The organism is Veillonella sp. T11011-6 (assembly GCF_002959755.1).
Taxonomy (GTDB): Bacteria; Bacillota; Negativicutes; order Veillonellales; family Veillonellaceae; genus Veillonella.
Genome location: NZ_PPCW01000001.1, coordinates 328,202 through 353,571 on the forward strand (window position 1 = coordinate 328,202; position 25,370 = coordinate 353,571).

Consider the following 25,370-nt stretch of genomic DNA (forward strand, 5'->3'; position numbering starts at 1 on the left):
ACTATAATTGGAGGAAACTATGAACAATATAAAAACAACGCTTTTATTAGCGACTTTGACAGCCATTTTAGTGGTCTTAGGTGATATGATTGGCGGTAGAAGTGGTATGATGATTATGTTCGTTATATCCATGGGCATGAATTTTATGTCCTATTGGTATAGCGACAAAATCGTTTTAGCACAATATGATGCACAACAAGTTACTGCACAATCTAACCCAAAATTATATGGCATGGTAGAACGTTTGGCTAAGAATGGTAAGTTACCAATGCCAAAAGTGTATATCATTCCAAGTGATGTACCTAATGCATTTGCAACAGGCAGAAATCCGAGTCATGCAGCAGTTGCTGTTACAGAAGGTATTCAACGACTATTAACAGATGACGAGCTAGAAGGTGTTCTAGGACATGAATTAACCCATGTTAAGAATCGTGATACATTGATCAGTACTATTGCTGCTATGATGGCAGGCGCAATTTCTATGATTGCTTATGTGCTTCAATTCTCAGCGATTTTTGGTCGTTCAGATGACCGTGAAGGCTCTAACCCGTTAGAGTTAATAGGCGCCATAGTTATTGCACCTATCGCAGCAGGACTCATTCAAATGAGTATCTCTCGAGCTCGTGAGTTCTTAGCTGATGAGGGGGGCGGAGAGATGTGTCGCAATCCTTTAGCTTTGGCATCTGCCCTTGCAAAAATTGATTACTATTCAAAACATGGTGCATTGCCAAATGCAAGTAATGCAACAGCCCATATGTTTATCATCAACCCTATGGTTGGTATTGGTGAAAGCTTGAGCAATCTTTTTAGTACACATCCTCGTACAGAGGAACGTATTGCAAAATTGAAACAACAAGCAATGAATCCTAAATATAAAGAGAAAGCATTATTTTAATTAATATCTACAGGAGGATATCATGCAAGAAACATTAGTTTTAATAAAACCAGATGCAGTTAAGCGTCAATTAAGTGGTGAAATTATTAGCCGTTATGAACGTAAAGGTCTTGTCATTAAAGCGTTAAAACTTTTACAAGTACCTCGTGAACTAGCGGAAGAGCATTATGCTGAGCACAAAGAAAAACCATTCTTCGGTGAATTAGTTGATTTCATCACATCTGGTCCAGTTCTTGCTTTCGTATTGGCCGGAGATAATGCCATCGTATCCGTACGTGCTTTAAACGGTGCCACAAATCCTGTAGATGCTGCCCCTGGTAGTATTCGTGGTGACTATGCCCTAACAATGGATGCAAACGTAGTACATGCGTCTGATTCTCCGGAGGCTGCTGCTCGTGAAATTCATCTTTGGTTCCCAGAATATAAATAATCTCAAGGTTGAGAACATATAGCTTTTCATTCTACATTTATGTATTTCTATAGGAGGTAATACATATGGCAAGTAGTGTTTACACAAAAACAGGCGATGCTGGTACAACTGGTTTATATACTGGTGAACGAGTACCTAAATCCTCATTACGCGTAGAAGCTTATGGTACAATCGATGAATTACAAGCCTTTTTAGGCTTGGCTCGTTCCTATGCGGAAAATTCACGTGTTGCTACTGAATTATATGATATTGAGCGCAACTTATGGACTTTAATGGCAGATATTGCTAGTTTAAATGCGGCGCCAGTCATTACAGAGCAACATGTTAAACATTTAGAAAAGGTTATTGATCGCTTTGACGAAAAACTTGAACCATTATCTAATTTTGTGATTCCTGGTGAAAAACAATCTTCAGCTTATTTACATGTAGCGAGAACGATTACTCGACGTGCTGAACGTGCTTTATGGCGTGTATTAGATGCTGGTGAAAGCGTTCACGAATCTAATTTAAAATATTTAAACCGTCTATCCGACCTTTGCTTTATTATGTGTCGCGTAGAAGAGGAAATTGGAGCTGAATAAACAAAAAAAGCTATGTATTTTACATAGCTTTTTGCTCGTTATAGACCTTATTGTGAAATTGTTTGATTTAAAACATCGTGAGGACTTGGATAGTAGAAGAAAATATGAGGAATTTCATAACGGAATTTTTCTCTCAATAGATCAGAAAGTGTTGTTTCGAAGTTTATAATTTTATCAGCTCCGAAATCAAAATCTTCTACTAGAACCAATAACTGTGGTTCTACTTGAGGTGCATTTTCTGGTAACATTTCTGGTGGTAGTGGAACATTTACTACTACACGTGCGGTGCCAATATATTTACCTTGTCCATCGTCAATGGCAACACGATAGGTATTATCCCATAAAGTAGCCATCATTTTTAGTTTCATATTCATAATTTCCATAGTATCGCTCCTTTGTTATACTTATAATGATACTGAAATTATAAATTCTTGTATAGGTGCATTATGAAATCACAAATTATATTGTGTTCCGGTGGGGCACGAAGTGGAAAAAGTGAATTTGCAGAACGTTTAGCCCTCGCTACAGAAGGTCGAAAAGCTTATGTAGCAACAGGACAAGCTTTTGATGATGAAATGGTTGATCGTATAAAGAAACATCAAGAGCGACGTGGTAATATATGGACGAATTTTGAAATACCATTATATTTGGCCGAAGAGTGGCAACATATTAGCAGTGTAGCGGATGTAATACTCATAGACTGTTTAACCATGTTTACAACAAATCATATGATGGCTCATGGGTCAATTCAAGGCCAAGAAGATGCAAATCGGTTAGAAGATATGGTACTTTCAGAATTAGAAGCATTATTAAATCTAATCAAAGTAAGTGATGATAAAATAGTTATATTTGTAACTAATGAAATTGGTCTTGGTATTGTACCAGATAATAAGCTAGCAAGATATTTTAGAGATATTGCAGGCCGCGTCAATCAAACAGTAGCAACTGAAGCTGACAAATTATACTTAACGATTAGTGGCGTTACCATTGAATTAAAATCCCAGGAGGTTCATATAAATGGCTAAGAAAATTATGTTCCAAGGAACAAGTTCCAATGTAGGCAAAAGTATTTTATGTACTGCATTATGCCGTATCTTTTATAGAAGAGGTTTTAAAACTGTTCCCTTTAAAGCTCAAAACATGGCCCTCAATTCTTATGTGACAAAATGGGGTGATGAAATTGGTCGTGCTCAAGTAGCGCAAGCTGAGGCTGCTGGCATAGATCCAATTGTACAAATGAACCCTGTGTTATTAAAACCTACAGGTAATCAATCTTCTCAAGTTGTATTAATGGGTAAACCTGTGGGCGTTTATAGTGCTAAGGAATACCATACAAAATATTCTTTAACAGCCCTTGATAAAGTAAAAGAATCTATCGACTTCTTGGATTCCAACTTTGATATGATGGTTATAGAAGGTGCAGGTAGCCCAGCAGAAGTTAATCTCAAAGCAAATGATATCGTAAATATGCGCATTGCAAAGATGACGCAAGCTCCTGTATATCTCATTGCTGATATCGACCGTGGTGGTGCTATTGCATCTATCGTTGGTACCTTAGAATTATTAGAACCGGAAGAGCGAGATTTTATTAAAGGTATTGTTATCAATAAATTCCGTGGTGATATTAAATTATTAGAACCTGCCCTTACATTCATCGAAGAAAAAACAGGTAAAAAGGTAGTAGGTGTTATCCCTGCTATTGAAAACCTAGATATCGATGAAGAGGACTCTGTGGCACTGGAAAATAAACGCAATAGCGGTGCTAAAGAGATTCAAGTAGTAGTTATGCAAACACCTAAAATTTCTAATTTTACCGACTTTGATGCATTAAATTATGAACCAGATGTATCTGTTCGTTTTGTGGGCCCTGGCGATGTTATTGGTAAACCGGACTTAATCATTTTACCTGGTTCCAAAAATACACTAGCAGACCTTACATATCTTCGTAATTCTGGTTTTGCTGATGAAATTAAGCAGCTTGCTGAACAAGGCACACCTGTTATCGGTGTATGTGGTGGTAATCAAATGTTAGGTAAAACAATATATGATCCGCATCATATGGAAGGTGATATTGAAGAAGTTGAAGGCCTTGGTTTAGTAGATTCCTCCACCACAATGAAGGATCAAAAAACGACACACCAAGTAGAATTTAATGTATCTAATCTTCAGTTTTTAAATGGTACATTTACAGGTGAAAAGTTAGTAGGCTATGAGATTCATATGGGGGATACTACGCCATTAGTAGATACCGTGAGCCGTTGTTTCACTATTACGAGCCGCAGTGAAGAGGCGGTCAATGTAATTGATGGCTTTATCGATGGCAATCATCAAGTAATGGGGACATATATTCACGGTGTATTTGATAATGATGAATTTAGACGCTTTATTATCAATCAGTTACGCGAACGTAAGGGGTTAGAACCATTAGATGTAGTATTCCATTATTTTGATCACAAAAATGCAGCTTACAATCGATTAGCTGATATTGTAGAAGAACACTTAGATATGGATTATATTATGTCTACCTTGGGTTAGTAGGGGAGATGTATGGAACATTTAACAATTTTACATTGGTTTACAAAGTATAGCTTTGTATGTATTCCAATCTTAGCATTTATATTGGATTTGCTTATTGGAGATCCCAATAGTAAATACCATCCTGTGGCTATAATTGGCCGTATTATATCCTTTTTCGAGGCAGTTCTATATAAAGATACTGATAATGATACAAAAAAACTATGGTACGGCGGTATTGCAGTAGGTTTAATCCTTGTTTCTGTATATATTATAGTGTCTTTGATTCTTTGGCTTGGTGGCGTAGTTGATGAATGGGTAGAATACGCTCTTGAAGTAATTATTCTTTACATTGCTATATCTCCACGCTCACTAGCTGGTGCTGGTTTTACTATTAGCCAATTAATTAAGCAAGATAATATTGAAGAAGCTCGCAAGCGATTATCTTGGATTGTAGGGCGCGATACAGAAGAATTAGATGAAAGCGAAATTACACGAGCTACGGTAGAAACCATTGCAGAAAACACAGTGGATGGGATTATTGCTCCGTTATTCTTCTTTATCCTTGGCGGTCCAATGGGTGCAATTCTATATAGAACTGCCAATACTATGGACTCTATGCTTGGGTATAAGAACCAAAAATATTTATACTTTGGTCGAGTAGCAGCTCGCTTTGATGACGTGCTCAACTGGATTCCTGCACGCATTACCTTTATATTATTAATAATTTCTGCATTCTTTTTACGCTTTGATGCTAAAAAAGCCTTACAAATTGGCTTGCGTGATGCCCATAAGCATCCAAGTCCTAATGGCGGTTATGCAGAAGCACCAGTTGCAGGAGCCTTACATATTCGATTAGGTGGTTACAACCAATATTTCAAAAAAATGACCTTCCGTGAATACATGGGAGATCCCATTGAAAAATTAAATCGTAACCACATTACACGTACAATTTATATGATGTATTTTACGACTATACTAATGATTATAATTAGTACAGCCATTACTTATGGGATGAATGTATAATGACACCTTTTTTCATAGCATTACAGTTTCTAACACGTTTAAAAATCGTTAATCAAACAGAATGGTCTGTAGAAGATTTTGGTAAATCCGTTGTAGCCTTTCCCTATGTAGGCTTAATTATTGGCCTTATTTTAGCATTATTGTATGGTATATTATCACCATTTATACCGTTAGTACCATTGATGTTAATCCTTGTGATAGCGGAATTCTTAATTACAGGTGGTCTCCATGCTGATGGCCTAATGGACACCAGTGACGGTTTATTTTCTGGACGTGAAAGGGACCGTAAGTTAGAAATTATGAAAGATAGCCGTATAGGCTCTTTTGGTGTTGTTGCTTTTGTATTTGTTACACTTTTAAAATGGCAATTATTAACAGCGATTCCAACAGCGGAATTTATTCCAATGGCACTAATTATGATGCCATTAATGAGCCGTTGGTCCCTTGTTTTGAGTATTCGATCCTATCCTTATGCACGAGAGCAGGGGATGGGGGCTGCATTCGCTAATTTAGCACCAAAACATGTTATTACGTACAATACACTTTCAACCTTCTTTATGCCTATTGTAATATTACTAATTGGTGTAATTTTATATACCCTTTTATATGGCGTATATTCTATTTTTTCCATAGCTGATGTAGGCTATGTTGTTGGATTAGGTGTATTGGTTTACGCTACATTAGGTATTTTTCAAATCAATATTGTAAGTATGATTATTACCTATATTATCAATCGTATACTCAACCATTATATTGTTAAGCAACTTGGTGGTACTACAGGTGATACTTACGGATTTGTTGTTGAAGTTACAGAGGTTTTACTACTTTTAATTTATATTATTATATTATCTGTATTATCTGCTTCTGTAGCTTCTAATACTACGATGTTTTAATAATTATTTATCCATTGTTTTATAAAAACAATTACTGTTTTTGTTTAATGCGAAAGGAGTTTAATGTGACCTATTATGTAAGAGCCCCAGGTACATGTGGGGAATTTCTACAAGGTTCTATTAATGGCCAGTCATTTTTAGTGACTTGTCCTATTAATCGTTACTCCTACGCATTAAGTAATGTAAAACATCCATTTTCACAACATTATTGTGCATTACAACCTAAGTCAGCTCTGGCAAGACAATTAGTACAACGATTATTAGAGAAAAAAAATATAGATCAAACTTGTCCACCTGTATATGTACGTTCTGACATTATACAAGGTAAAGGGATGGCTTCAAGTTCTGCGGATATTTCTGTAACGGCTATGGCTACTGCTTTAGCTATGGATTATAATTTATCACTAAAAGAACTAGAGCAAATCTGTTTATCCGTAGAACCTACAGATGCTTCATTTTATCAAGGTGTTACGCAGTTTGATTATATTAAAGGTACCATTTCTCAACCACTAGGAATGTGTCCGCCATTGAAAATTCTTGTATTTGATGAAGGTGGTAGTATAGATACCATTACCTTTAATCAACAAGTAGATTTACAAACTAAAATTTTAGAAAAAGAGCCTATTATACGTGAGTCACTAGATTTATTTAAACAAGGCTTAAAAACACATGATATCAATTTAATTGGTCAAGCAGCTACATTGAGTGCTTTTGGTAATCAACGCATACTATATAAAGCAAACTTATATGATTTTCACGATATAGGAAATTACTATAACAGTGTTGGTACAATCATAGCTCATAGTGGTACTATTATGGGACTGCTATTTCCAGTAGATTACAGTCGCATTGATGATTGTAAGCAAGAAATCATACGTAAGTTACCTCACTTATCCTATGTGGATACAGTAGAAACTACAAATGAAGGATTAACCTATATTAAACGATAATATATTTAATAGAAAGAGAATTAAATGTCTAAGATACATGGGGGCAATATATTTCAGTTTGCCCATGAACAACGAATTGAACCATATGAGGTGGTCGACTTTAGCGCTAATATTAATCCCCTTGGACCTAGTCAACGTGGATTAGACGCATTAAATGCACAATTGCGCTATATTTCTCATTACCCTGATGCTACCAATGATGATGTATTAAATGCTATTGCTGATACATATGGAATGGATAAACATCAAATTATAGTTGGTAATGGTGCAGCCGAGCTATTATATGCTATTTGCCGTTTACCTGGATATACAGGTGCTTTTGTACCAGCACCAGGATTTTCTGAGTATAAAGAGGCTCTTGAAGCAAGTAAGATTCCTGTACGTGATATTTTTTATCGACCTCGGGAAGATGATAATGAAAAACCTTATTTTGAGGTACCATATTTGGCATTAGAAACCTTTGCAGCTGAACTAAAAGGGCAAGATGGTCGCATCATTGTATTTTTAGGTAATCCTAATAATCCAGATGGTACATTACTTGATAAAGATCATATTCGCACTGTAGCGAGCATGTTGAAAGATGCAAATAGCTTACTTGTTATAGATGAATCATTTATCGATTTTGTTGGAAATGATCCATTACAAGATAATGAGCATTCTATGCGCTCTTTAGTAAATGAATTCGATAATATCATCGTAGTTCATTCCTTCACAAAATTCTATGCTGTACCTGGTTTACGCATTGGTGCCGCTTTTGCTAACGAAACATTAATTACTCAATTACAGCAATATATTCCTAGTTGGTCTGTAAACACATTAGCGCAAGCATATACAAAGGCTGCCTTGAATGATGTGGATTACATTAAGCAAACTAAACAAGAATTAAATGAAGAAAGAGCATTCATGTACAATGCATTAGATGATATAGAAGGAATTACTGTATATCCACCTTCAGCTAATTTTATGTTGTTCCAAGTTAATCAAAAAGGAATTACAGCAAACTATATTAATGAAGAGCTGAAAAAATATAATATGATTGTGCGCAATTGTGACTCCTATGTAGGTTTAACTAATCACTGGGTACGCATTGCTATTAAAGATCATGAGACTAATATCAAACTAGTGGATAAACTGACAAATATTTTGAAAGTATAGGAAGATTATGAAGACATTATATATTGTGCGTCATGGTGAAACTGATTGGAATAAAATGGGGAAATATCAAGGTATTACAGATATTCCCCTCAATGAAAACGGTTTGAATCAAGCTAAAGCATGTGGTAATGCCCTTAAAGATGTTACCTTTGACCGTATCTTATCTAGTGATTTAAGTCGTGCCTTAGTTACAGCCGAAACGATTCGAGGTGACCGCACAACACCTATCACAGTAGATAAACGATTGCGAGAGCTTAATTTTGGTGACTGGGAAGCTATGCTATTTTCAGACATTGAAGCACGTTGGCCCGGCCTTATTGATGAGATGTATTTGCGGCCTCATCTTGTAAAAGTACCAAATGGCGAAAGCTTTAAAGATTTGCAAGATCGTGCCTGGGCTGGTCTGGAAGAATTCCTCAATGTTAATGATAAGGAAGAGACTCTTTTAATAGCATGTCATGGCGGAACAATTAGAACCTTATTATGTAAATTATTAGATATTTCTATTAGTCATTGTTGGAATTTCAGCCAAGGTAATACAGCTATTAACCGTATTTTCTATAATGGTATGGGCGAATATGATCATAATATTTTGAATTTGCTCAATGATACAGCTCATGTTGAATTACTCCAAGGACATGTATGATGCGACTCGATAAATTATTAGCTAATAAAGCTTATGGCAGTCGAAAAGAAGTTCATCAACTCTTAAAGGATCAAAGAGTTACTATTAATGGTGAAATAACAACAAAAAAAGATATCCACGTTGATATTGAGTCTGATGTAATAACGGTTGATGGACAAGTAGTTAATACTAAGCAGCAGTATTATGTAAAATTTCATAAACCCAAAGGCTATGTTACCGCTGTGGAGGATGCAAATCATCCTGTTGTAATGGATTTATTGCCACCTGAATATATTAAAATGGGAGTAGTTCCAGTCGGAAGGTTAGACAAGGATACAGAAGGATTACTGTTGCTTACCAATGATGGTGTTTGGGGACATTCAATCATTAATGGTAATAAACATGTATCCAAGGTTTATTACGTAGAATATGATGGTGAGTTAACAGAAGAAGGAATTCAACGTATAAAAGAGGGGATTGTACTAGGTGACGGAACCCATTGCAAGCCTGCTTTAATTGATGTTGTATCTTCTCAATCTCTGCATATTACCATTGAAGAAGGCAAATATCATCAGGTAAAACGTATGATTGGTGCTGCAGGCGGTACTGTTACATATTTAAAACGGTTAACTATAAGCCATATAGATTTAACAGGGATTGAAGAGGTTGGTTCTATACAGGACTTAACCATTGGTGATATAGAGGCTTTCAAAAAATAGCATAAAATTCTATTCAATATAGGTATTTTATGGTAAGATTAATTGTACTTTATTGACTAGGAGCATGATTATGAATGGTTTAAATCTGCTACAACAGTATATTAAAGAGCAAGAATTAACAGGTGTCATTTTGATGAGCCCTATTAATCTACATTATTTTGCTGGTTTTACTGGTACTACAGGCTTTGCTATCATTACACAAGATAAAGCCTTTATGATTACTGATTTCAGATATACTGAGCAAGCTACAAAACAATGTGAAGGATATACAGTCATTCAATATGAATCCTCTGTTATGGATACTCTTGTAGATATATTCAATGAGCATCATATTCACGAAGGTTTATTCGGTATTGAAGGCAAGCAAATGCCGGTAGATACGTATGAAACCTTATGTGATACATTAGATGAACGCTTTAATTTTACATCTATCAATTTTGCTAAACTACGAGCAGTTAAGCGAGAGGATGAATTAGAATTATTGCGAAAAGCCGCTAAAATTGGTGACGACGCCTTTGCTGCATTACTGCCACAATTAAAGGTAGGGATGACAGAAAACGAAGCGCGCATCATATTAGAAACAGAAATGTTAAAACGTGGGTCAGAGGAACCTTCCTTTGCAACCATCGTTGCTTCTGGTAACCGTTCTAGTATGCCTCATGGTGTAGCCAGTGATAAGGTCATTGAAGCAGGTGATTTTGTTACCTTCGACTTTGGCTCCGTATATAAGGGTTACCATTCAGATATGACTAGAACTATTGTAATGGGTCCTGCCTCTGAATTACAAAAAAAGCTGTATAGTATAGTTTTAGAAGCACAAAAACGCGGTGTAGCTGCTGTTCGGGCTGGTATTACTGGTAAAGAACTCGATGCAGTATGTCGTGATTATATTAAAGAACATGGATATACCAAGGAATTTAATCACGGCACTGGTCATGGCATAGGTCTTGAGATTCACGAAGAACCAGTGGCTAATACAAAATCCGATACGGTATTTACAGAAAATATGATCATTACGGTAGAGCCTGGTATTTATATTACAGGTACTATCGGATTGAGAATAGAGGATAGTGTCATCGTCAAATCTGACGGCTATGAGGTGTTGACACATAGTCCAAAAGAGTTAATTGAAATAGGTATTTAGAAGGAGAAGAGTTAGATGATTTCCAGTAATGATTTTCGTCCAGGTGTAACCGTTGAAATCGACGGTAATGTATGGCAAGTAGTTGATTTCCAACACGTTAAACCAGGTAAAGGTGCTGCATTCGTACGTACTAAAATGAAAAATTTGCAAACTGGTTCTGTAGTAGAACGTACGTTCAATGCTGGTGAAAAAGTGCCTAAAGCACATGTTGACCGTCGTCGTATGCAATACTTATACGAATCTGATGGCGCTTACACATTCATGGATAACGAAACTTATGATCAAGTTGAACTTAACCTTGAACAACTAGGTGATGCTAAAAACTTCCTTCTTGAAAATATGGAAGTATCCATCATGTTCTTCCAAGGTATCGTAATCGGTATCGATTTACCTGTAGCTGTTGAACTTCGAGTAGTTGAAACAGACCCTGGTATCCGTGGTGATACTGCTACTGGTGGTAACAAACCAGCTGTATTGGAAACAGGCTACACTGTAAAAGTACCTCTCTTCATTGAAGTAGATGATGTACTTCGTATTGATACTCGTACAGGTCAATACATCGAACGTGCCTAATACGTATTGATATGTATTGGGGCTAGATCTTTTCATGGAATCTGATTCCCCATATATCTAACATTTGCACTGTAAGCACTTGTCGTCTATGTAATTATATATAGGGACAAGTGCTTTTTTTGAAAGAGGCCAGTATGACCAAGAAAAATACTGAACTAGAGTCTGGTAAAATTAAGATTAGTGAAGATGTATATGCTACGATTGTTACTATAGCAGCGCTTGAAACAAAGGGTATACATCATATGAGCTCCACCTTTAATGATGATGTAAATGCCTTCTTTAGACGTAAATCTGATTATGAAGGTGTAAAGATATCATTTAACGATGAAGGAGCTCTTTCTGTAACATTATATGTTTGCATTCAATATGGATACCGTATCCCTGATGTGGCCTTACGTTTACAAGAACGTATCAAAACAGCTTTAGTTTCTTATACCGAAATTGAGGTACAAACCATTGATGTAGTGGTACAAGACATTATTTTTGATGATTTAGTAACACCATCACAGCCTTAGGAGGGTATCTATATGAGTTCAGACAATCAATTAAACTATGGATTAGATATGGATACCATTGATATTGCAGACTCTGTCATCATCGATGTAGCTACTAAAACATTAGCTACGATTCCAGGTATTCATTCTTTAAGCCCTCGCTTTTACGATGAACTAGTAGAGGGTATTACACATGCCTTTGGTCAACGTAGTTTACCAGGTATTAATGTTAAACATCGTAAAGGTTTTATTGAAATTAATATTTATATTAAAGCCTTGTATGGATACAATCTTATTGAATTATCCAAACAATTGCAGTTAGAAATCAAACAAACCTTAAAGAATATGCTTGATCTTAATCATGTTAAGGTTGATGTTCATATTGAAGGTATTGTTAAAGAAAAGGAGTCAACTCCACATGGTAATTAAGCGAAATCGACGTGAAGCACGTCAATACGCATTTCAAATGTTATATGCTAATGAATTTCATTCAGACCAAAGTGATGTTCAATTTCCAGAAGGACATATGCATAAATCTATGGATAAGGCCTATGCGAATAATATTATAAATGGTGTATTATCCACTTCTGAAATTATAGATGCAACATTACAGCCATTTTGTAAATCACGTAAAGTTGAAAACTTAGACAAGGTTGATCGTGCTATTTTACGTATTGCTCTATGGGAAATGACAAATGAAGATGAACCTTTAGAACCATCTATAGCTATTAATGAAGCTATTCAATTAGCTAAAGATTTTGGTTCTGATTCTTCCTATAAATTAATTAATGCAATTCTAGATGCATATAATAAGAGTAAATAATGAAACGATATTACTTAGGCATTGATACTAGTTGCTACACTACAAGTTGTGCCATTATAGATAGCGACTTTCAAATAGTTGGGGAAGCTCGCAAAATATTAGAGGTCAAACAGGGTGAGCGAGGACTACAACAATCAAATATGGTCTTTCAACATACAAAGGCATTGCCTAAGTTGATATCTGAATTGCCACAACTACCAATTAGCGGTATCGGTGTTAGTGGTTTTCCTAGACGTGAGGAAAATTCCTATATGCCAGCCTTTATGGTAGGGCTAGGGTATGGTCAATCTCTAAGTCATATGTTGAATGTACCTTTACAAGTTTTTGCACATCAAGAAAATCATATTTTAGCTGCCCTTCGAGAACTAAAAACAATTCCTAAAGATCCATTTTTAGCACTTCATTTATCAGGTGGTACTACAGAACTCGTGTATTGTCATTATAAAGGAGAAGGCATATTTGAGTCTCACATTATTGGCGGCTCTAAGGATTTACAAGGCGGTCAATATGTAGATCGTATTGGTGTTGCAATGGGTTTGCCATTTCCTGCAGGCAAACATCTAGAGACATTAGCATTACAAACTACAGAATATGAACCATTACCATCTTCTGTAAAAGAAGGTTGGATAAGCTTTGCTGGGCCATGTAGTGCGGCTATGCGACGCATTAGTGATTCCATGAATGATATGGAAAAATCTAATCTATCGCGAGCTGTATTCACCTCTATTGGAAATGCACTAGAAAAAATGATTACCTATCATTTAAAAAATAAACCTGTTAAAACATTAATTGCCGTAGGTGGTGTAATGAGCAATAGTATACTTCGTCATCGTATGGAGCATTATTGTATGCGTAATCACATTACATTACACGTGGCACAACCACAATTTTCTGTTGATAATGCCACTGGCAATGCTTTTGGCGCTGCTTTTTTAGAGGAAATTAGAGGATAATCGTGAATGTATTAACCATTACACAATTAAACAATCTTATAAAGCGCACCTTAGACCGTGAATATCTACTTAAGAATCTTTATGTTAGCGGTACTATTATTAACGCTAAGCGTCATAGTAGTGGTCATATGTATTTCTCGTTAAAAGATGAAGAATCCGCTATTGATGTTACCATGTGGTCTAGTACAGTTATGCAAAAAGGACTGGCCAATGCCATTCAAAATGGATTATTAGTCACTGTGAAAGCATCTGTTAATTTTTACAATAAAATGGGCCGTTTAAATCTCATTGCATCAGATATGCAAATAGGTTCTAAAAGTCCGTTACAGATCGAATTTGATGCATTGAAACGGGAACTAACTGCCTTAGGATACTTTGATGATAGCCATAAACAAAATTTACCATACATGGCAAGTTGTATCGGGATTGTTACATCTCAATCAGGCGCTGTATTACATGATATTTTACATGTCAGCGAAAGACGAAACCCATTAGTTCAATTTAAATTGTTCTCTGTTCCTGTCCAAGGTAATACAGCAGGACCTGTTATAGCTAAAGGAATAGCAGCGGCTGATGCTGATCCAGAGATAGACCTTATCATCGTTGGTCGTGGTGGTGGATCTATGGAGGATTTATGGTGCTTCAATGATAGAGCAGTTGTAGAGGCTATATATACTGCTAATACACCAGTTATCTCAGCAGTAGGTCATGAAACAGATTATACCTTATGTGATTATGTAGCAGATGCTCGTGGAGCAACGCCAAGTCACGCTGCAGAAATGGCTGTACTTCCTATCATTACACTACAAGATCAATTAACAGAAAAAGAAGAATACCTACACGAGTTTATACGTTATACATTACAGCAGAAACGTACAGATTTGACATTGCTCTTTAATCGTAGATTAGGTATTCCAGCTCTACAATTTTTGCATAAACAGAAAACGCATTTACAAGAGCTTTCACAATCATTAACTAATGCTACAAAAGAACGATGCAATACAGAGAAACATAGTTTAGCATTATTAGCTCAACAATTAGAATCTCTAAATCCATTACAAATGATGGTAAAAGGGTTTGCAAAGGTTGAACATAATGATAAACCTATAACGTCTGTTACTCAATTACATCCAAAGGATGATATACGAGTTACACTTGCTGATGGTTATGTGAATGCTACGGTAAAGGAGGCGCATAAAGATGGCCGCATCACTAAAAAGTTATGAAAAAAAATATAAAGCCTTAGAGGATATTGTGAAACAATTGGACGATGGTGATATGACCATCTCTGAACTCTTAACTCAATATAAAAAAGGCTTAACATTAGTAAAAGAATGTGCAGAAATGCTCGATTCAGTTGAAAATGAAGTTCAACAAATTATCGAAGAAGTTCGCATCAGCGAATAAGGAGATTCTATGTTCAAAGATTATTTAGGGTCTAGCAAACAACATATTGAACAATGGTTAGGTGAGGTATTAAGTAGCCCAAATCAAGAATTTAAACCTCTTTATGAATCCATGAGTTATAGCTTAATGCAAGGCGGTAAGCGGATCCGACCAATCTTATCTAAAGCTGTGTTAGAAATGCTTCATAAAGATCCAGCTGAGTATAAGGAATTTCTATGTGCCATGGAGTGTATCCATACATATTCCTTAGTACATGATGATCTACCAGCTATGGATAATGATGATTATCGCAGAGGTAATTTAACAAATCATAAAGTTTATGGTGAAGGTATGGCTATTCTAGCTGGTGATGGTTTATTAACTTATGCTTTTCAACTAATGACTGAGAATAAAACTGCTACGCCTCAGCAAAAAATAGATGCTATTAAATGTGTAGCTACTGCAGCAGGCCCGGAAGGTATGGTCGGTGGTCAAGCCTTCGATATGCTCAGTGAAGATAAGCATATCCCACTAGAAGAGTTAAAGGTTTTGCACAGTGGAAAAACGGGTGCATTATTTAATGCGTCAGTAGAATTAGGCCTTATTTTAGGCAATGCAGATACGGCTACTCGAAAAGCGCTTATGGAGTATGCTAATTGTTTAGGATTGTTATTCCAAATTACTGATGATATTCTAGATGTAACTGGAACAATTGAAGAACTAGGAAAGACTCCTGGTAGTGATATTCGACAACATAAATCGACGTATGTATCTTTCCTTGGTTTAGAAGGAGCAAAAGAGCAAGCCGCATTAGTTGGCCAACAAGCTCACGATGCATTAGATTCTGTTTCTTATGATACATCTATATTATCTGCTCTAATTGATTATCTTTTAGAACGAACTAATTAATTGGTATTACCTGAAGAAGGTATAAATAATGATTGATATATTACCACAAATAGCACACAACTACATAGCACAAGCTGCATTTTGGGGATGGTTTACTGCGCAGGCTATCAAATTTGTATGGCAACTAGTTCGGCATGGTAAATTTAGTCCAGAACGCCTTGTGGGTTCTGGGGGATTTCCCAGTTCCCATACATCCTTTGTAATCGCTACAACTACGGCTATATATCTAAAAAGTGGAGCTTCGGATCTATTTATTCTATCCTTAGTATTTTCTATTGTAGTTATGTATGATGCATCTGGGGTGCGATTAGAAGCTGGGCGTCAAGCTCAAATTCTAAATCAAATTGTAGATTATTTTACAAAGAAAAACATACCTGTTGTCATTACTCGTAAAGAGGCCTTAAAAGAATTATTAGGACATACACCAATAGAGGTATTTGGGGGATTAATCCTCGGTATTCTTGTTGCATGTATTCAATTTTATTATATTTATAATGGTGTTATATGAGCAGTAAAGAACGTTTAGACATACTCCTCGTTAACCGAGGACTTTTTGAAAGTAGAGAAAAGGCAAAAGCGGCCATAATGGCTGGCCAAATCTTCATGGATACTACGCGTATTGATAAGGCAGGTACCAAAATTCCTATAGATGCCAATATTGTAGTAAAGGGCAATACTTTGCCTTATGTTAGTCGCGGTGGATTAAAGTTAGAAAAAGCCATTCAAACGTATCCTATCAACTTACAGGATGCTATTATGGTTGATATAGGTGCTAGCACAGGTGGTTTTACAGATTGTGCCCTACAAAATGGTGCATCTAAAGTCTTTGCCATTGACGTAGGCTATAATCAATTGGCTTGGAAATTGCGTCAAGATCCGCGTGTGATTAATATGGAAAAGCAAAATATCCGTACTGTTACACCTGAGCAACTTGGTGAACTTGTGGACTTTATTTCTATTGATGTAGCATTTATTTCTTTGGACAAAGTTCTGCCAGTTGCGACTACCTTATTAAAGGATACAGGAGCTCTTGTAGCTTTGATTAAGCCTCAATTTGAGGCGGGTAAAGAGAATGTAGGTAAAGGCGGTATTGTACGGGATTCTGAAATCCATAAAGAAGTTTTACATCGTATTTTACACGTTGCTCATGATTGTGGATTATATATTCACGGCTTAACGTTCTCACCAATTAAAGGCATGGAAGGTAATATTGAGTTTTTAGGTTATTTTAAAAAGTACGAAGAAGGGGCTTTAGCCATTGATAATGCTTTAATTGATTCAGTGGTTGCAGAAGCCCATTCATTATAGGAGATTACAATGCGTATCGGATTCTTCCCAAACATGGGGAAAAGCAATATTATGGCAGTTCTAAAAATGGCTGCACATATTTGTAAAGATGAAGGTATCGAAGTATTTTTGCCAGATGATCTCGAATCAGATGCACCTGCACGAGTACTTAAGATTCCTGAAACTCATATTTTAAGTCGTCCAGAAATCTTTAAACAAATTGATATTGCCTTTAGTTTTGGTGGTGATGGTACCATCATCCATTTGGCAAGACAAATTTACCCATATAATGTACCTGTTTGTGGTATTAACCTTGGTGAGCTAGGCTTTTTAAACCAAATTGAAGTTCATCAAATGCAAAGTCACATTAAACGTATTGCAAATGGTGATTATAATATAGAAAAACGTGGACATTTATATGCATATATTGACCGAAATAATGGTAATGAAGAAGAATTAGTACCTATCATTAATGAAATCGTTATTACCCGTGCTGAACCAGCAAAAATGGCACGTATTAACATGTCCATCAATAATCAACATACACAAATGTATCCTTCAGATGGATTGATTATTTCCTCTGCAACCGGGTCTACGGGATATAATCTATCCGCAGGTGGCCCTATTATGAAGCCTGATAATAGATCTATTATTGTTACACCTGTAGCACCACATCTGATTCAAGGTGTTTCACTTGTATTAGAAGAGCATGATACAATCCAAATCACGATGCCAGAACGTGAACCACAATTACATATCTGTATAGACGGTACATTTGACTATACGTTTACCAATAAAGAAACACTACATATAAACTCTAATCCTGTATATTGTTTATTCGTACGTTTTAAAGATCAATGTTTCTTTGGTACATTATTTAAAAAACTAGCATCTCGTCGTGACGAGTTGTTGTAATACTAAAATCTCAAGTGGGGTGATTTTGTGATTAACATTAACAATGCTGTTCAGTTTCAACATTTAATCTGGGATCGAGTAATGAAACACGCTAATGTTGTAGTAGATGCAACATGTGGTAATGGGCATGATTTACTATATTTAGCAAAACGAGCAGAAAAAGGCTGTCATTTATATGGTATCGATATTCAAATGAAAGCGATTAATAACAGCCAAGAGTTATTGCAGTCAAATGATATAGCACAAGATGTAAGTCTAACATTTATTCATGATTCCCATGATCGTGCATTAGCTAATCAATTAAAAGATGAAGTTATTGATTTAATGATCTTTAACCTAGGCTATTTACCAGGTGGTGATCATCAAGTTATAACTAAACCGCATCAAACTATTGATGCCATAAATGAAGGCTTAGAAAAATTATCGAAGTCTGGAGTTATCACAATTGTTGCTTACCCTGGAACAACAGAAGGGTTTGAAGAAATGCAGATGCTTAAATCGTATTTATCAGATTTAGAACAAAAATTGTATAATGTATGTCATTGGCATCCAATGAATCAAATCAATAATCCACCTGAGTTATTTATATTGCAAAAACGATAAAACGAAATATATCTTTATTCATTATGAATAAAAGTCATAAGAAATATGTAAAAGCCCCTTTATAGGGGCTTTTATTTATACATGTATAATCTTCTAATTTTAAATTATTAATTTCATATAAATAGATGAAGCCTATAGGATATGTGTTTATACGCTATCAGTATATAGAAAATTAACAATATTTTAAATATTAATATAATATGCATAACTAGTATGAGACATTCAATTTATACCATATATTAATTATGAATATATGGTATAATAATAGCAGAAAGATACTATTCTCTTTTATGTGCAAGGTTTAAAAAAGGGAGTTCAAAATGAAACGCTATCGCTATAACAAAATCAAAGAAATCGTGCAGTCCAAGGCGATTGAAACTCAGGAGGAATTAGCAGCGGCCTTATTAGAAGAAGGTATTGAAGTAACGCAAGCTACAGTTTCTCGTGATATTAAGGAATTGATGTTAATCAAAATTCCTACAGGCGATGGACACTATCGATATGCATTATCTCCAGAAGAAAATGTAGTTCTATCTCGTAGTCGAATCAATCGATTATTCCAAGATTCTCTAATTAAGGTAGATCACAGCTTAAATCAAGTAGTATTACATACAATTCCTGGTTCAGCTCAATCCGTAGCATTTTCCATTGACCATGCAAAATGGTCTGAAATTATTGGTACATTAGCTGGTGATGATACAATTTTGTTAATTGCAAAATCTGAAGCTGAAGTTCCAGCGATTTTAGCTAAAATTCAAGATTTAATGAAGGACTAAATAGATGTTAACGCAAATGAGCATTCGCAACTTTGCGTTGATTGAGCAAATGAATATTTCATTTAATGATGGCATAACTATCTTTACCGGCGAAACTGGGGCAGGGAAATCCATATTAATGGATGCCTTTAGTATCCTTTTGGGAGAACGCGCAAGCAGCGAGTTCATTCGTCACGGTAAAGATAGTTTTGTTATAGATGGAATATTTGATATTGCCGATCACCAAAGTATACAAGAGCTATTAGAATCTAAAAATATTATGGTTGAAGATGGGGAATTAATTCTCTCCCGTTCATTTAATCGCAATGGTAAATCTACTATCTTAGCTAATGATCAACCTATACCATTAAAAGCATTAAAAGAAATTGGTCAATATTTAGCAGATATTCATGGTCAATATAGCAATCAACGATTGTTAGATGCAGATACTCATCATGAATATTTGGATACGTATAATAAAGAAGGCCAAGTAGCTTATAAGGCCTATTTAGATGCCTATAAAGTATATAAGCAAGCTAAACAAGATGTGGATCACTTACAAGAAAATATGTCTGAACGAGCACGTGAGCTCGATATGCTACGATACCAAATTGATGAAATTGAAGAAGCTGGTCTCACTATGGGTGAAGATATCTCTATTGCAGAAGAATTAAAACGTCTTGATAGCTTTGAGCATATTGATAAGGTATTAGGTTCTTGTTATGACGCCTTCTATAATGGACGTCAACCATTACTAGACACTATTAACTCTATCAAGGTAGAGGTTAATGATCTTGTAAAGTATGATAGTGAATTAAAGGAAGTATCTGAAATGGTTGACTCTGCTTATTTTCAATTAGAGGAAGCAGCCCAATCATTAGATCGCTACAGAGATACTATCAGCTATGATGAAGAGCGCTATAAGTATTGTCAAGATCGTGACACATTACTTTATGGGTTAAAGAAAAAATATGGTGAAACCATAGAAGAAATTCTAGGATACGAAGAAAAAGCACAAGCCCGTTTAGAAGAACTTGAAAGCCTTGTATTTGCACAAGATGAATTAGAGGCTCGTCTTCATAAAGTGCAAAAAGTAGCAGAAGAGGCTTTAACGGTTTTACATGACATTCGTCAAAAAAATGCAAAAGCTATAGCTAGTGCATTACATCAAGAATTAGTAGATTTAGGAATGCCAAAAGGTGATATTCAGTTCCATATAGAGGACGGCGAAGGATTATCTCCTTTAGGTGCTAAATCAATTGAACTACTATTTTCTGCCAATAAAGGGGAGCAATTATTACCGCTTCACAAGGTAGCCTCTGGTGGTGAATTAGCTCGTATTGCGCTAGCCTTCAAATCTGTATTCCGTACTGACACTTTCAAAACAATGGTATTTGATGAAATCGATGTTGGTATCAGTGGAGATATAGCGTTAAAAGTAGCTGAAAAGATTCTACATCTATCTAAAACTAATCAAGTATTCTGTATCACTCATTTACCTCAAACTGCAAGTATTGCTAAGCAGCATTATCACTTGTCTAAAATAGAGCAAGATGACCGTACAGTTTCAACATTATCTGTACTTAATGAGGATGAACGTGTTACGCAAATCGCTTCCATGATGTCTGGTCGAGGTATGTCCTCAACAGCATTAGCAGCGGCAAAAGAACTAATTGCCCATTTTAATTGACTAAAATCGCATAATTACTTATACTAATAGTATTAAGTGAATATGTTGATAGAGGTGCGAGTATAAATAGTAATCATGAGGAGTAGGCATGCATTGATCCATGATAAAAGGGATGCTTGCCGAAGTTCGGTGATTGCGACTCATCGTTCTGGTTGTCTATTTAATAAATGGACGACTGTCATCAATTTGAATTGGTGGAGTGCTATCATTGAGCTTTTAGTAACAGTTATAAGCTATATAAACTATAAGGCCAGTGGATGCATCCACTGGCTTTTTTGGAGGTATATATGATTCGAGTAATGGTAAATGGCGCTGGCGGTAAAATGGGCCGCGAAGTAGTCAAAGCAGTACATAATGATCCTGAGTTAACATTGGTAGGCGGTATCGATCCTACTAAGGCAGGTCAAGATGTAGGCTCCGTAGCAGGCATCGAACAATTAGGAATTACAATGAATGCCTCCATTGATGAGGTTCTAAATACTAATAAACCTGATGTAATTGTAGATTTTACAAATCCTGCTGTTATTTATGAAAATGCTAAAAAAATGTTATCTGCAGGTATTCATGTAGTTATTGGTACTACAGGTTTAACTGCGGAACAACGTGACGAATTAGATGCTATTGGTCGCCAAAATAATGCCAATTGCCTTGTAGCTCCTAATTTCTCTCTTGGTGCAGTTATGATGATGAAGGTTTCTGCAGAATTAGCACCATATTTCCCTAATGTAGAGATTATTGAACTACATCATAACCATAAATACGATGCTCCATCTGGTACATCTATTTTAACAGCTAAATTAATTAACGAAGCTAAACAAGCTGCGAATGCAACGCCTGATGAGGATTTGACTCGTGAAAGTTTACCAGGTGCTCGTGGCGCTAAGGTTGATGACGTAACAATCCACAGCGTTCGTTTACCTGGTTACGTAGCTCACCAAGAAGTACTATTTGGTGGCTATGATGAAACGTTAACAATTCGTCACGATAGTTTAAGCCGACTTTCCTTCATGCCAGGTGTAGTATTAGCATGTAAAAAAATTAGTGCTAAAACTGGTTTAACTTACGGCTTAGAGCATTATTTATAATATTAGAGCAAGGAGATATAGTAATGAAAAAACCTAATGTTGCAATTCTTGGTGCTACTGGTGCAGTAGGTGCTGAATTTATTACACTGATTGAAGAGCGTAATTTCCCATATGAAAATTTAAAATTGTTGGCATCTGCTCGTTCTGCAGGTACTGAACTTATAGTGAATGGAAAAACATATGTAGTAGAGGAAGCAAAGCCAGAATCCTTTGAAAATATTGATATCGCATTATTTGCAGGTGGTTCTATTTCTAAAACATTAGCACCAGAAGCAGCTAAACGTGGTGCAATTGTTATCGATAACTCTAGTGCATTCCGTATGGATCCTGAAGTACCTCTTGTTGTACCAGAAGTAAATCCAGAAGATATCTTAAAACATAAAGGTATTATTGCTAACCCAAATTGCTCTACTATTATTATGAGCTTAGGTCTAAAACCACTACATGATATTTCTCCAATTAAACGCATCGTTGTAAGTACATATCAAGCAGTATCCGGTGCTGGTAAAGAGGGTATTGAAGAACTTGAAAACCAAGTAAAACAATATGCTGCTGGTGAAGAAATGACTGCAAACTTATTGCCAACAGGTTCTGCCCCTAAACATTATCCTGTAGCATTTAACTTATTGCCACAAATCGATGTGTTCTTGGACAATGATTACACAAAAGAAGAAATGAAAATGGTCAATGAAACACAAAAAATTCTTCATGACGACACAATTCAAGTAGTACCAACTACTGTACGTGTTCCAGTGTATCGTTCCCACTCTGAATCTGTTTTAGTAGAAACAGCTGAACCAGTTTCTGTAGAAGCTTTCAAAGCAGCATGTGAAAAATTCCCAGGTTTACAAGTAAAAGATAATCCTGCAGAACAAATTTATCCAATGCCATTATATACGTCTAATCAAAATGACTGTGAAATTGGTCGTATTCGTAAAGATTTATATAACGACAAAGGTATGAATTTCTGGATTGTAGGGGACCAAATTCGTAAAGGTGCAGCACTTAATGCGTTGCAAATTGCTGAGTACTTGGTAGAAAAACAAGCATTTTAATCTATCAAGGGGAGGACAGATATGAAAACCTTTGGTCGAGTATTAACGGCTATGATTACATCATTTAATAATGATGGATCCCTTAACATAGAAAATAGTGTAGCTATTGCTCATCATTTATTAGATAATGGATCCGATGGACTCGTTGTATGTGGTACAACAGGGGAAAATCCATCCATGTCAAAAGAGGATAAATTAGCATTATTTACAGCTATTGCTAAAGAATGTGGTCATAAAGGTTCTATTATTGCTAATGTAGGTTCAAATGACACAAAAGCTTCTGTAGACTTTGTAAAAGAAGTATCTAAAATTGATGGAATCGATGGTTTATTAGTTGTAGTACCTTACTACAATAAGCCAAATCAACAAGGTCAATACTTACACTTTAAAGCTATTGCAGAGGCTACTACACTGCCAATCATGGTATATAATGTACCAAGCCGTGTAGGAACAGGCATTTTCCCAACAACACTAGCACAATTACATAGTGAGTATCCACATGTATGCGCCATTAAAGAGGCTAGTGGCAATCTTATGATTGCATCTGAAATCAAACGCTTAATGCCTGAGGACGACTTCATGGTATATAGTGGGGATGATGGTCTTACATTACCAATGCTATCTGTGGGAGCATGCGGTGTTGTATCCGTAGTTTCTCATGTAGCGGGCAAAGATATGAATGCGATGATTCAAGCTTATGAATCTGGTCATAATCACGAAGCACTTCGTATTCATCAAAGCTTAGCGGATATCATAAAAGCTATGTTTATTACTACAAATCCTATTCCTGTTAAATATGCAGTCCGTAAAATAGGTTTACCTGCTGGTGTATTTAATTTACCAATGTGTGATCCAACTGCTGATGAATCAGCATATATTGATAAAGCATTAGCGGAATATTTACAATAATATATTATAACTATAAAACCAGTAGCTACATTGTAGTTACTGGTTTTGTTTTATAATTCTTCTATTAGTTACTAACAGTTATAGCCTAATAATAAAAAATCGGCAACCGTAAGTTGCCGATTTTTTTATATTCTATCTCGTACAAGACCAATAACAAGACCTTCAATATGACAATCATCTACGATGATTGGATCAAAGTCGTCATTTTCAGGTTGTAAACGAATATGACCATTTTCTTTATAAAAACGTTTTACTGTAGCTTCATCATCGATACGTGCTACAACAACATCACCATTATTAGCAGTATTTTGATGGCGTACGATGAGCATATCACCTTCATACATACCAATATTCATCATGGATTCGCCTTGAACGCGTAGTAAAAAGCAGTCAGAATCACCAGTTAATTGAACAGGTAATGTAAGAGTAGACTCTAAATTTTCTACCGCTGTAATAGGCATACCTGCTTGTACAGTACCAATAAGAGGCACTTGTTTCAACCCAGCCCCTAAGAACTCAAAATTATCAGAACTTGATGTTTCATTACCGTCTACAGAAATAGAAGGTTTTGTATCCTCTAATACTGTAATAGCCCGATTTTTATTAGGATCGCGTTTAATATAACCAAACTTTTCAAGAGCATTCAAATGAGATTGCACAGTAGAAGTAGAACTAAGGCCTACATGTGTACAGATTTCTCGAACAGTAGGACAACGATATTCATTATGTAAAGAGTCCTTAATAAAATCTAATATACGGCGCTGTTTTGTATTAATATCTGTAGCAGGGCGTCTCACGATGAACCTCCATAATCAATGTAATGTCAAAATAATATCAATATGTATATGAGGAAAAATTTACTCATTTCGTACTATATAATAAAAACATAAGATAATTACTAATCTTATATACCTATTATAGGCAATTTTAAAAGTTTTTGCAAACATTTGTTCTAAAACACTTGACCGAACATTCGTTCGTGTGCTAATATAAGCATGTAA

At 35.8% G+C, this 25,370-nt stretch carries 31 protein-coding genes and 1 riboswitch; of the genes, 29 read left to right on the forward strand and 2 right to left on the reverse strand.

The genetic code is table 11. The features are described 5' to 3' along the window. Positions 1-19: 19 nt before the first annotated feature. The 3 genes from htpX to VRHSUH10_RS01525 all read left to right on the forward strand — a co-directional run bounded on the left by htpX (position 20) and on the right by VRHSUH10_RS01525 (position 1,906). Positions 20-895: a zinc metalloprotease HtpX gene (gene htpX / locus VRHSUH10_RS01515; protein ID WP_105089179.1), complete on the forward strand. Its 876-nt coding sequence runs from the start codon at positions 20-22 to the stop codon at positions 893-895. A 22-nt stretch (positions 896-917) separates the two neighbouring features. Then, positions 918-1,325 carry a nucleoside-diphosphate kinase gene (ndk, locus tag VRHSUH10_RS01520; RefSeq protein WP_105089180.1) on the forward strand — a complete coding sequence of 136 codons (408 nt, stop codon included), beginning with the start codon at positions 918-920 and terminating at the stop codon, positions 1,323-1,325. 65 nt (positions 1,326-1,390) lie between these two features. Next, positions 1,391-1,906, forward strand: a complete 516-nt coding sequence (locus VRHSUH10_RS01525) for a cob(I)yrinic acid a,c-diamide adenosyltransferase (RefSeq protein ID WP_105085602.1) — start codon at positions 1,391-1,393, stop codon at positions 1,904-1,906. Between the two features lie 47 nt (positions 1,907-1,953). Here VRHSUH10_RS01525 and VRHSUH10_RS01530 read toward each other — a convergent pair whose 3' ends face one another. Beyond that, on the reverse strand, positions 1,954-2,289 hold the full coding sequence (locus VRHSUH10_RS01530; protein WP_105085603.1) for a hypothetical protein: 336 nt from the start codon (positions 2,287-2,289) through the stop codon (positions 1,954-1,956). 63 nt (positions 2,290-2,352) lie between these two features. Here VRHSUH10_RS01530 and cobU point away from each other — a divergent pair, with 63 nt between their 5' ends. The 26 genes from cobU to dapA all read left to right on the forward strand — a co-directional run bounded on the left by cobU (position 2,353) and on the right by dapA (position 24,369). Continuing rightward, positions 2,353-2,931: a bifunctional adenosylcobinamide kinase/adenosylcobinamide-phosphate guanylyltransferase gene (gene cobU / locus VRHSUH10_RS01535; RefSeq protein WP_105089181.1), complete on the forward strand. Its 579-nt coding sequence runs from the start codon at positions 2,353-2,355 to the stop codon at positions 2,929-2,931. Continuing rightward, entirely contained in the window at positions 2,924-4,441 is a 1,518-nt protein-coding gene (locus VRHSUH10_RS01540; RefSeq protein ID WP_105089182.1) for a cobyric acid synthase, read from the forward strand. Before cobU ends, VRHSUH10_RS01540 begins: the two co-directional genes overlap by 8 nt. 12 nt (positions 4,442-4,453) lie before the next feature. After that, positions 4,454-5,446, forward strand: a complete 993-nt coding sequence (gene cbiB / locus VRHSUH10_RS01545) for an adenosylcobinamide-phosphate synthase CbiB (protein ID WP_105089183.1) — start codon at positions 4,454-4,456, stop codon at positions 5,444-5,446. Continuing rightward, positions 5,446-6,339, forward strand: a complete 894-nt coding sequence (gene cobS / locus VRHSUH10_RS01550) for an adenosylcobinamide-GDP ribazoletransferase (RefSeq protein WP_024066070.1) — start codon at positions 5,446-5,448, stop codon at positions 6,337-6,339. Before cbiB ends, cobS begins: the two co-directional genes overlap by 1 nt. Positions 6,340-6,404: 65 nt before the next feature. Next, positions 6,405-7,289 carry a GHMP kinase gene (locus tag VRHSUH10_RS01555; protein WP_105089184.1) on the forward strand — a complete coding sequence of 295 codons (885 nt, stop codon included), beginning with the start codon at positions 6,405-6,407 and terminating at the stop codon, positions 7,287-7,289. Between the two features lie 24 nt (positions 7,290-7,313). Then, entirely contained in the window at positions 7,314-8,444 is a 1,131-nt protein-coding gene (locus VRHSUH10_RS01560) for a histidinol-phosphate transaminase (protein ID WP_105089185.1), read from the forward strand. Between the two features lie 7 nt (positions 8,445-8,451). Next, positions 8,452-9,090 (forward strand): histidine phosphatase family protein, encoded by a 639-nt coding sequence (locus VRHSUH10_RS01565; RefSeq protein ID WP_105089186.1) that lies wholly within the window; start codon positions 8,452-8,454, stop codon positions 9,088-9,090. Next, positions 9,090-9,788, forward strand: coding sequence for a pseudouridine synthase (locus VRHSUH10_RS01570; RefSeq protein ID WP_105089187.1), 699 nt, complete (start codon positions 9,090-9,092; stop codon positions 9,786-9,788). The genes VRHSUH10_RS01565 and VRHSUH10_RS01570 overlap by 1 nt, the downstream gene beginning before the upstream one ends. Positions 9,789-9,858: 70 nt before the next feature. After that, positions 9,859-10,932 carry a Xaa-Pro peptidase family protein gene (locus VRHSUH10_RS01575; protein WP_105089188.1) on the forward strand — a complete coding sequence of 358 codons (1,074 nt, stop codon included), beginning with the start codon at positions 9,859-9,861 and terminating at the stop codon, positions 10,930-10,932. A 15-nt stretch (positions 10,933-10,947) separates the two neighbouring features. Next, positions 10,948-11,505, forward strand: coding sequence for an elongation factor P (gene efp, locus VRHSUH10_RS01580; protein WP_060924599.1), 558 nt, complete (start codon positions 10,948-10,950; stop codon positions 11,503-11,505). 134 nt (positions 11,506-11,639) lie between these two features. Beyond that, on the forward strand, positions 11,640-12,020 hold the full coding sequence (locus tag VRHSUH10_RS01585) for an Asp23/Gls24 family envelope stress response protein (protein ID WP_105085612.1): 381 nt from the start codon (positions 11,640-11,642) through the stop codon (positions 12,018-12,020). Between the two features lie 12 nt (positions 12,021-12,032). Further along, positions 12,033-12,428 carry an Asp23/Gls24 family envelope stress response protein gene (locus VRHSUH10_RS01590; protein WP_105085613.1) on the forward strand — a complete coding sequence of 132 codons (396 nt, stop codon included), beginning with the start codon at positions 12,033-12,035 and terminating at the stop codon, positions 12,426-12,428. Then, positions 12,418-12,822, forward strand: a complete 405-nt coding sequence (gene nusB, locus VRHSUH10_RS01595; protein WP_105089189.1) for a transcription antitermination factor NusB — start codon at positions 12,418-12,420, stop codon at positions 12,820-12,822. The genes VRHSUH10_RS01590 and nusB overlap by 11 nt, the downstream gene beginning before the upstream one ends. Beyond that, positions 12,822-13,775 carry a metallohydrolase gene (locus VRHSUH10_RS01600; protein WP_105089190.1) on the forward strand — a complete coding sequence of 318 codons (954 nt, stop codon included), beginning with the start codon at positions 12,822-12,824 and terminating at the stop codon, positions 13,773-13,775. The genes nusB and VRHSUH10_RS01600 overlap by 1 nt, the downstream gene beginning before the upstream one ends. Positions 13,776-13,777: 2 nt before the next feature. Then, positions 13,778-15,001, forward strand: a complete 1,224-nt coding sequence (xseA, locus tag VRHSUH10_RS01605; protein WP_105089191.1) for an exodeoxyribonuclease VII large subunit — start codon at positions 13,778-13,780, stop codon at positions 14,999-15,001. Then, positions 14,976-15,182, forward strand: a complete 207-nt coding sequence (gene xseB, locus VRHSUH10_RS01610) for an exodeoxyribonuclease VII small subunit (protein WP_105085617.1) — start codon at positions 14,976-14,978, stop codon at positions 15,180-15,182. The genes xseA and xseB overlap by 26 nt, the downstream gene beginning before the upstream one ends. A gap of 9 nt (positions 15,183-15,191) precedes the next feature. Further along, the gene (locus VRHSUH10_RS01615) at positions 15,192-16,070 is read left to right on the forward strand and encodes a polyprenyl synthetase family protein (protein WP_105089192.1); all 879 of its coding nucleotides are present in this window, start codon (positions 15,192-15,194) and stop codon (positions 16,068-16,070) included. Positions 16,071-16,098: 28 nt separating this feature from the next. Continuing rightward, complete coding sequence (locus tag VRHSUH10_RS01620) at positions 16,099-16,578, forward strand: divergent PAP2 family protein (protein WP_105085619.1); 480 nt, start codon at positions 16,099-16,101, stop codon at positions 16,576-16,578. Then, complete coding sequence (locus VRHSUH10_RS01625; RefSeq protein WP_105089193.1) at positions 16,575-17,378, forward strand: TlyA family RNA methyltransferase; 804 nt, start codon at positions 16,575-16,577, stop codon at positions 17,376-17,378. The genes VRHSUH10_RS01620 and VRHSUH10_RS01625 overlap by 4 nt, the downstream gene beginning before the upstream one ends. A gap of 9 nt (positions 17,379-17,387) precedes the next feature. Beyond that, entirely contained in the window at positions 17,388-18,272 is an 885-nt protein-coding gene (locus VRHSUH10_RS01630) for an NAD(+)/NADH kinase (protein ID WP_024065709.1), read from the forward strand. A gap of 27 nt (positions 18,273-18,299) precedes the next feature. Next, on the forward strand, positions 18,300-18,875 hold the full coding sequence (locus VRHSUH10_RS01635) for a class I SAM-dependent methyltransferase (RefSeq protein WP_105089194.1): 576 nt from the start codon (positions 18,300-18,302) through the stop codon (positions 18,873-18,875). Between the two features lie 320 nt (positions 18,876-19,195). Beyond that, the gene (gene argR / locus VRHSUH10_RS01640) at positions 19,196-19,651 is read left to right on the forward strand and encodes an arginine repressor (RefSeq protein ID WP_024065706.1); all 456 of its coding nucleotides are present in this window, start codon (positions 19,196-19,198) and stop codon (positions 19,649-19,651) included. Between the two features lie 4 nt (positions 19,652-19,655). Further along, entirely contained in the window at positions 19,656-21,320 is a 1,665-nt protein-coding gene (gene recN, locus VRHSUH10_RS01645; RefSeq protein WP_105089195.1) for a DNA repair protein RecN, read from the forward strand. 41 nt (positions 21,321-21,361) lie between these two features. After that, positions 21,362-21,533: riboswitch (Lysine riboswitch) on the forward strand. A 74-nt stretch (positions 21,534-21,607) separates the two neighbouring features. Further along, positions 21,608-22,405 carry a 4-hydroxy-tetrahydrodipicolinate reductase gene (gene dapB / locus VRHSUH10_RS01650; protein WP_105089196.1) on the forward strand — a complete coding sequence of 266 codons (798 nt, stop codon included), beginning with the start codon at positions 21,608-21,610 and terminating at the stop codon, positions 22,403-22,405. A 23-nt stretch (positions 22,406-22,428) separates the two neighbouring features. Further along, positions 22,429-23,460, forward strand: a complete 1,032-nt coding sequence (locus VRHSUH10_RS01655; protein ID WP_105089197.1) for an aspartate-semialdehyde dehydrogenase — start codon at positions 22,429-22,431, stop codon at positions 23,458-23,460. 21 nt (positions 23,461-23,481) lie between these two features. Beyond that, complete coding sequence (gene dapA, locus VRHSUH10_RS01660) at positions 23,482-24,369, forward strand: 4-hydroxy-tetrahydrodipicolinate synthase (protein ID WP_105089198.1); 888 nt, start codon at positions 23,482-23,484, stop codon at positions 24,367-24,369. A gap of 125 nt (positions 24,370-24,494) precedes the next feature. Here the strand turns inward: dapA and lexA are convergent, their stop codons facing one another. Beyond that, entirely contained in the window at positions 24,495-25,166 is a 672-nt protein-coding gene (gene lexA / locus VRHSUH10_RS01665; protein WP_005386617.1) for a transcriptional repressor LexA, read from the reverse strand. Positions 25,167-25,370 lie beyond the last annotated feature (204 nt).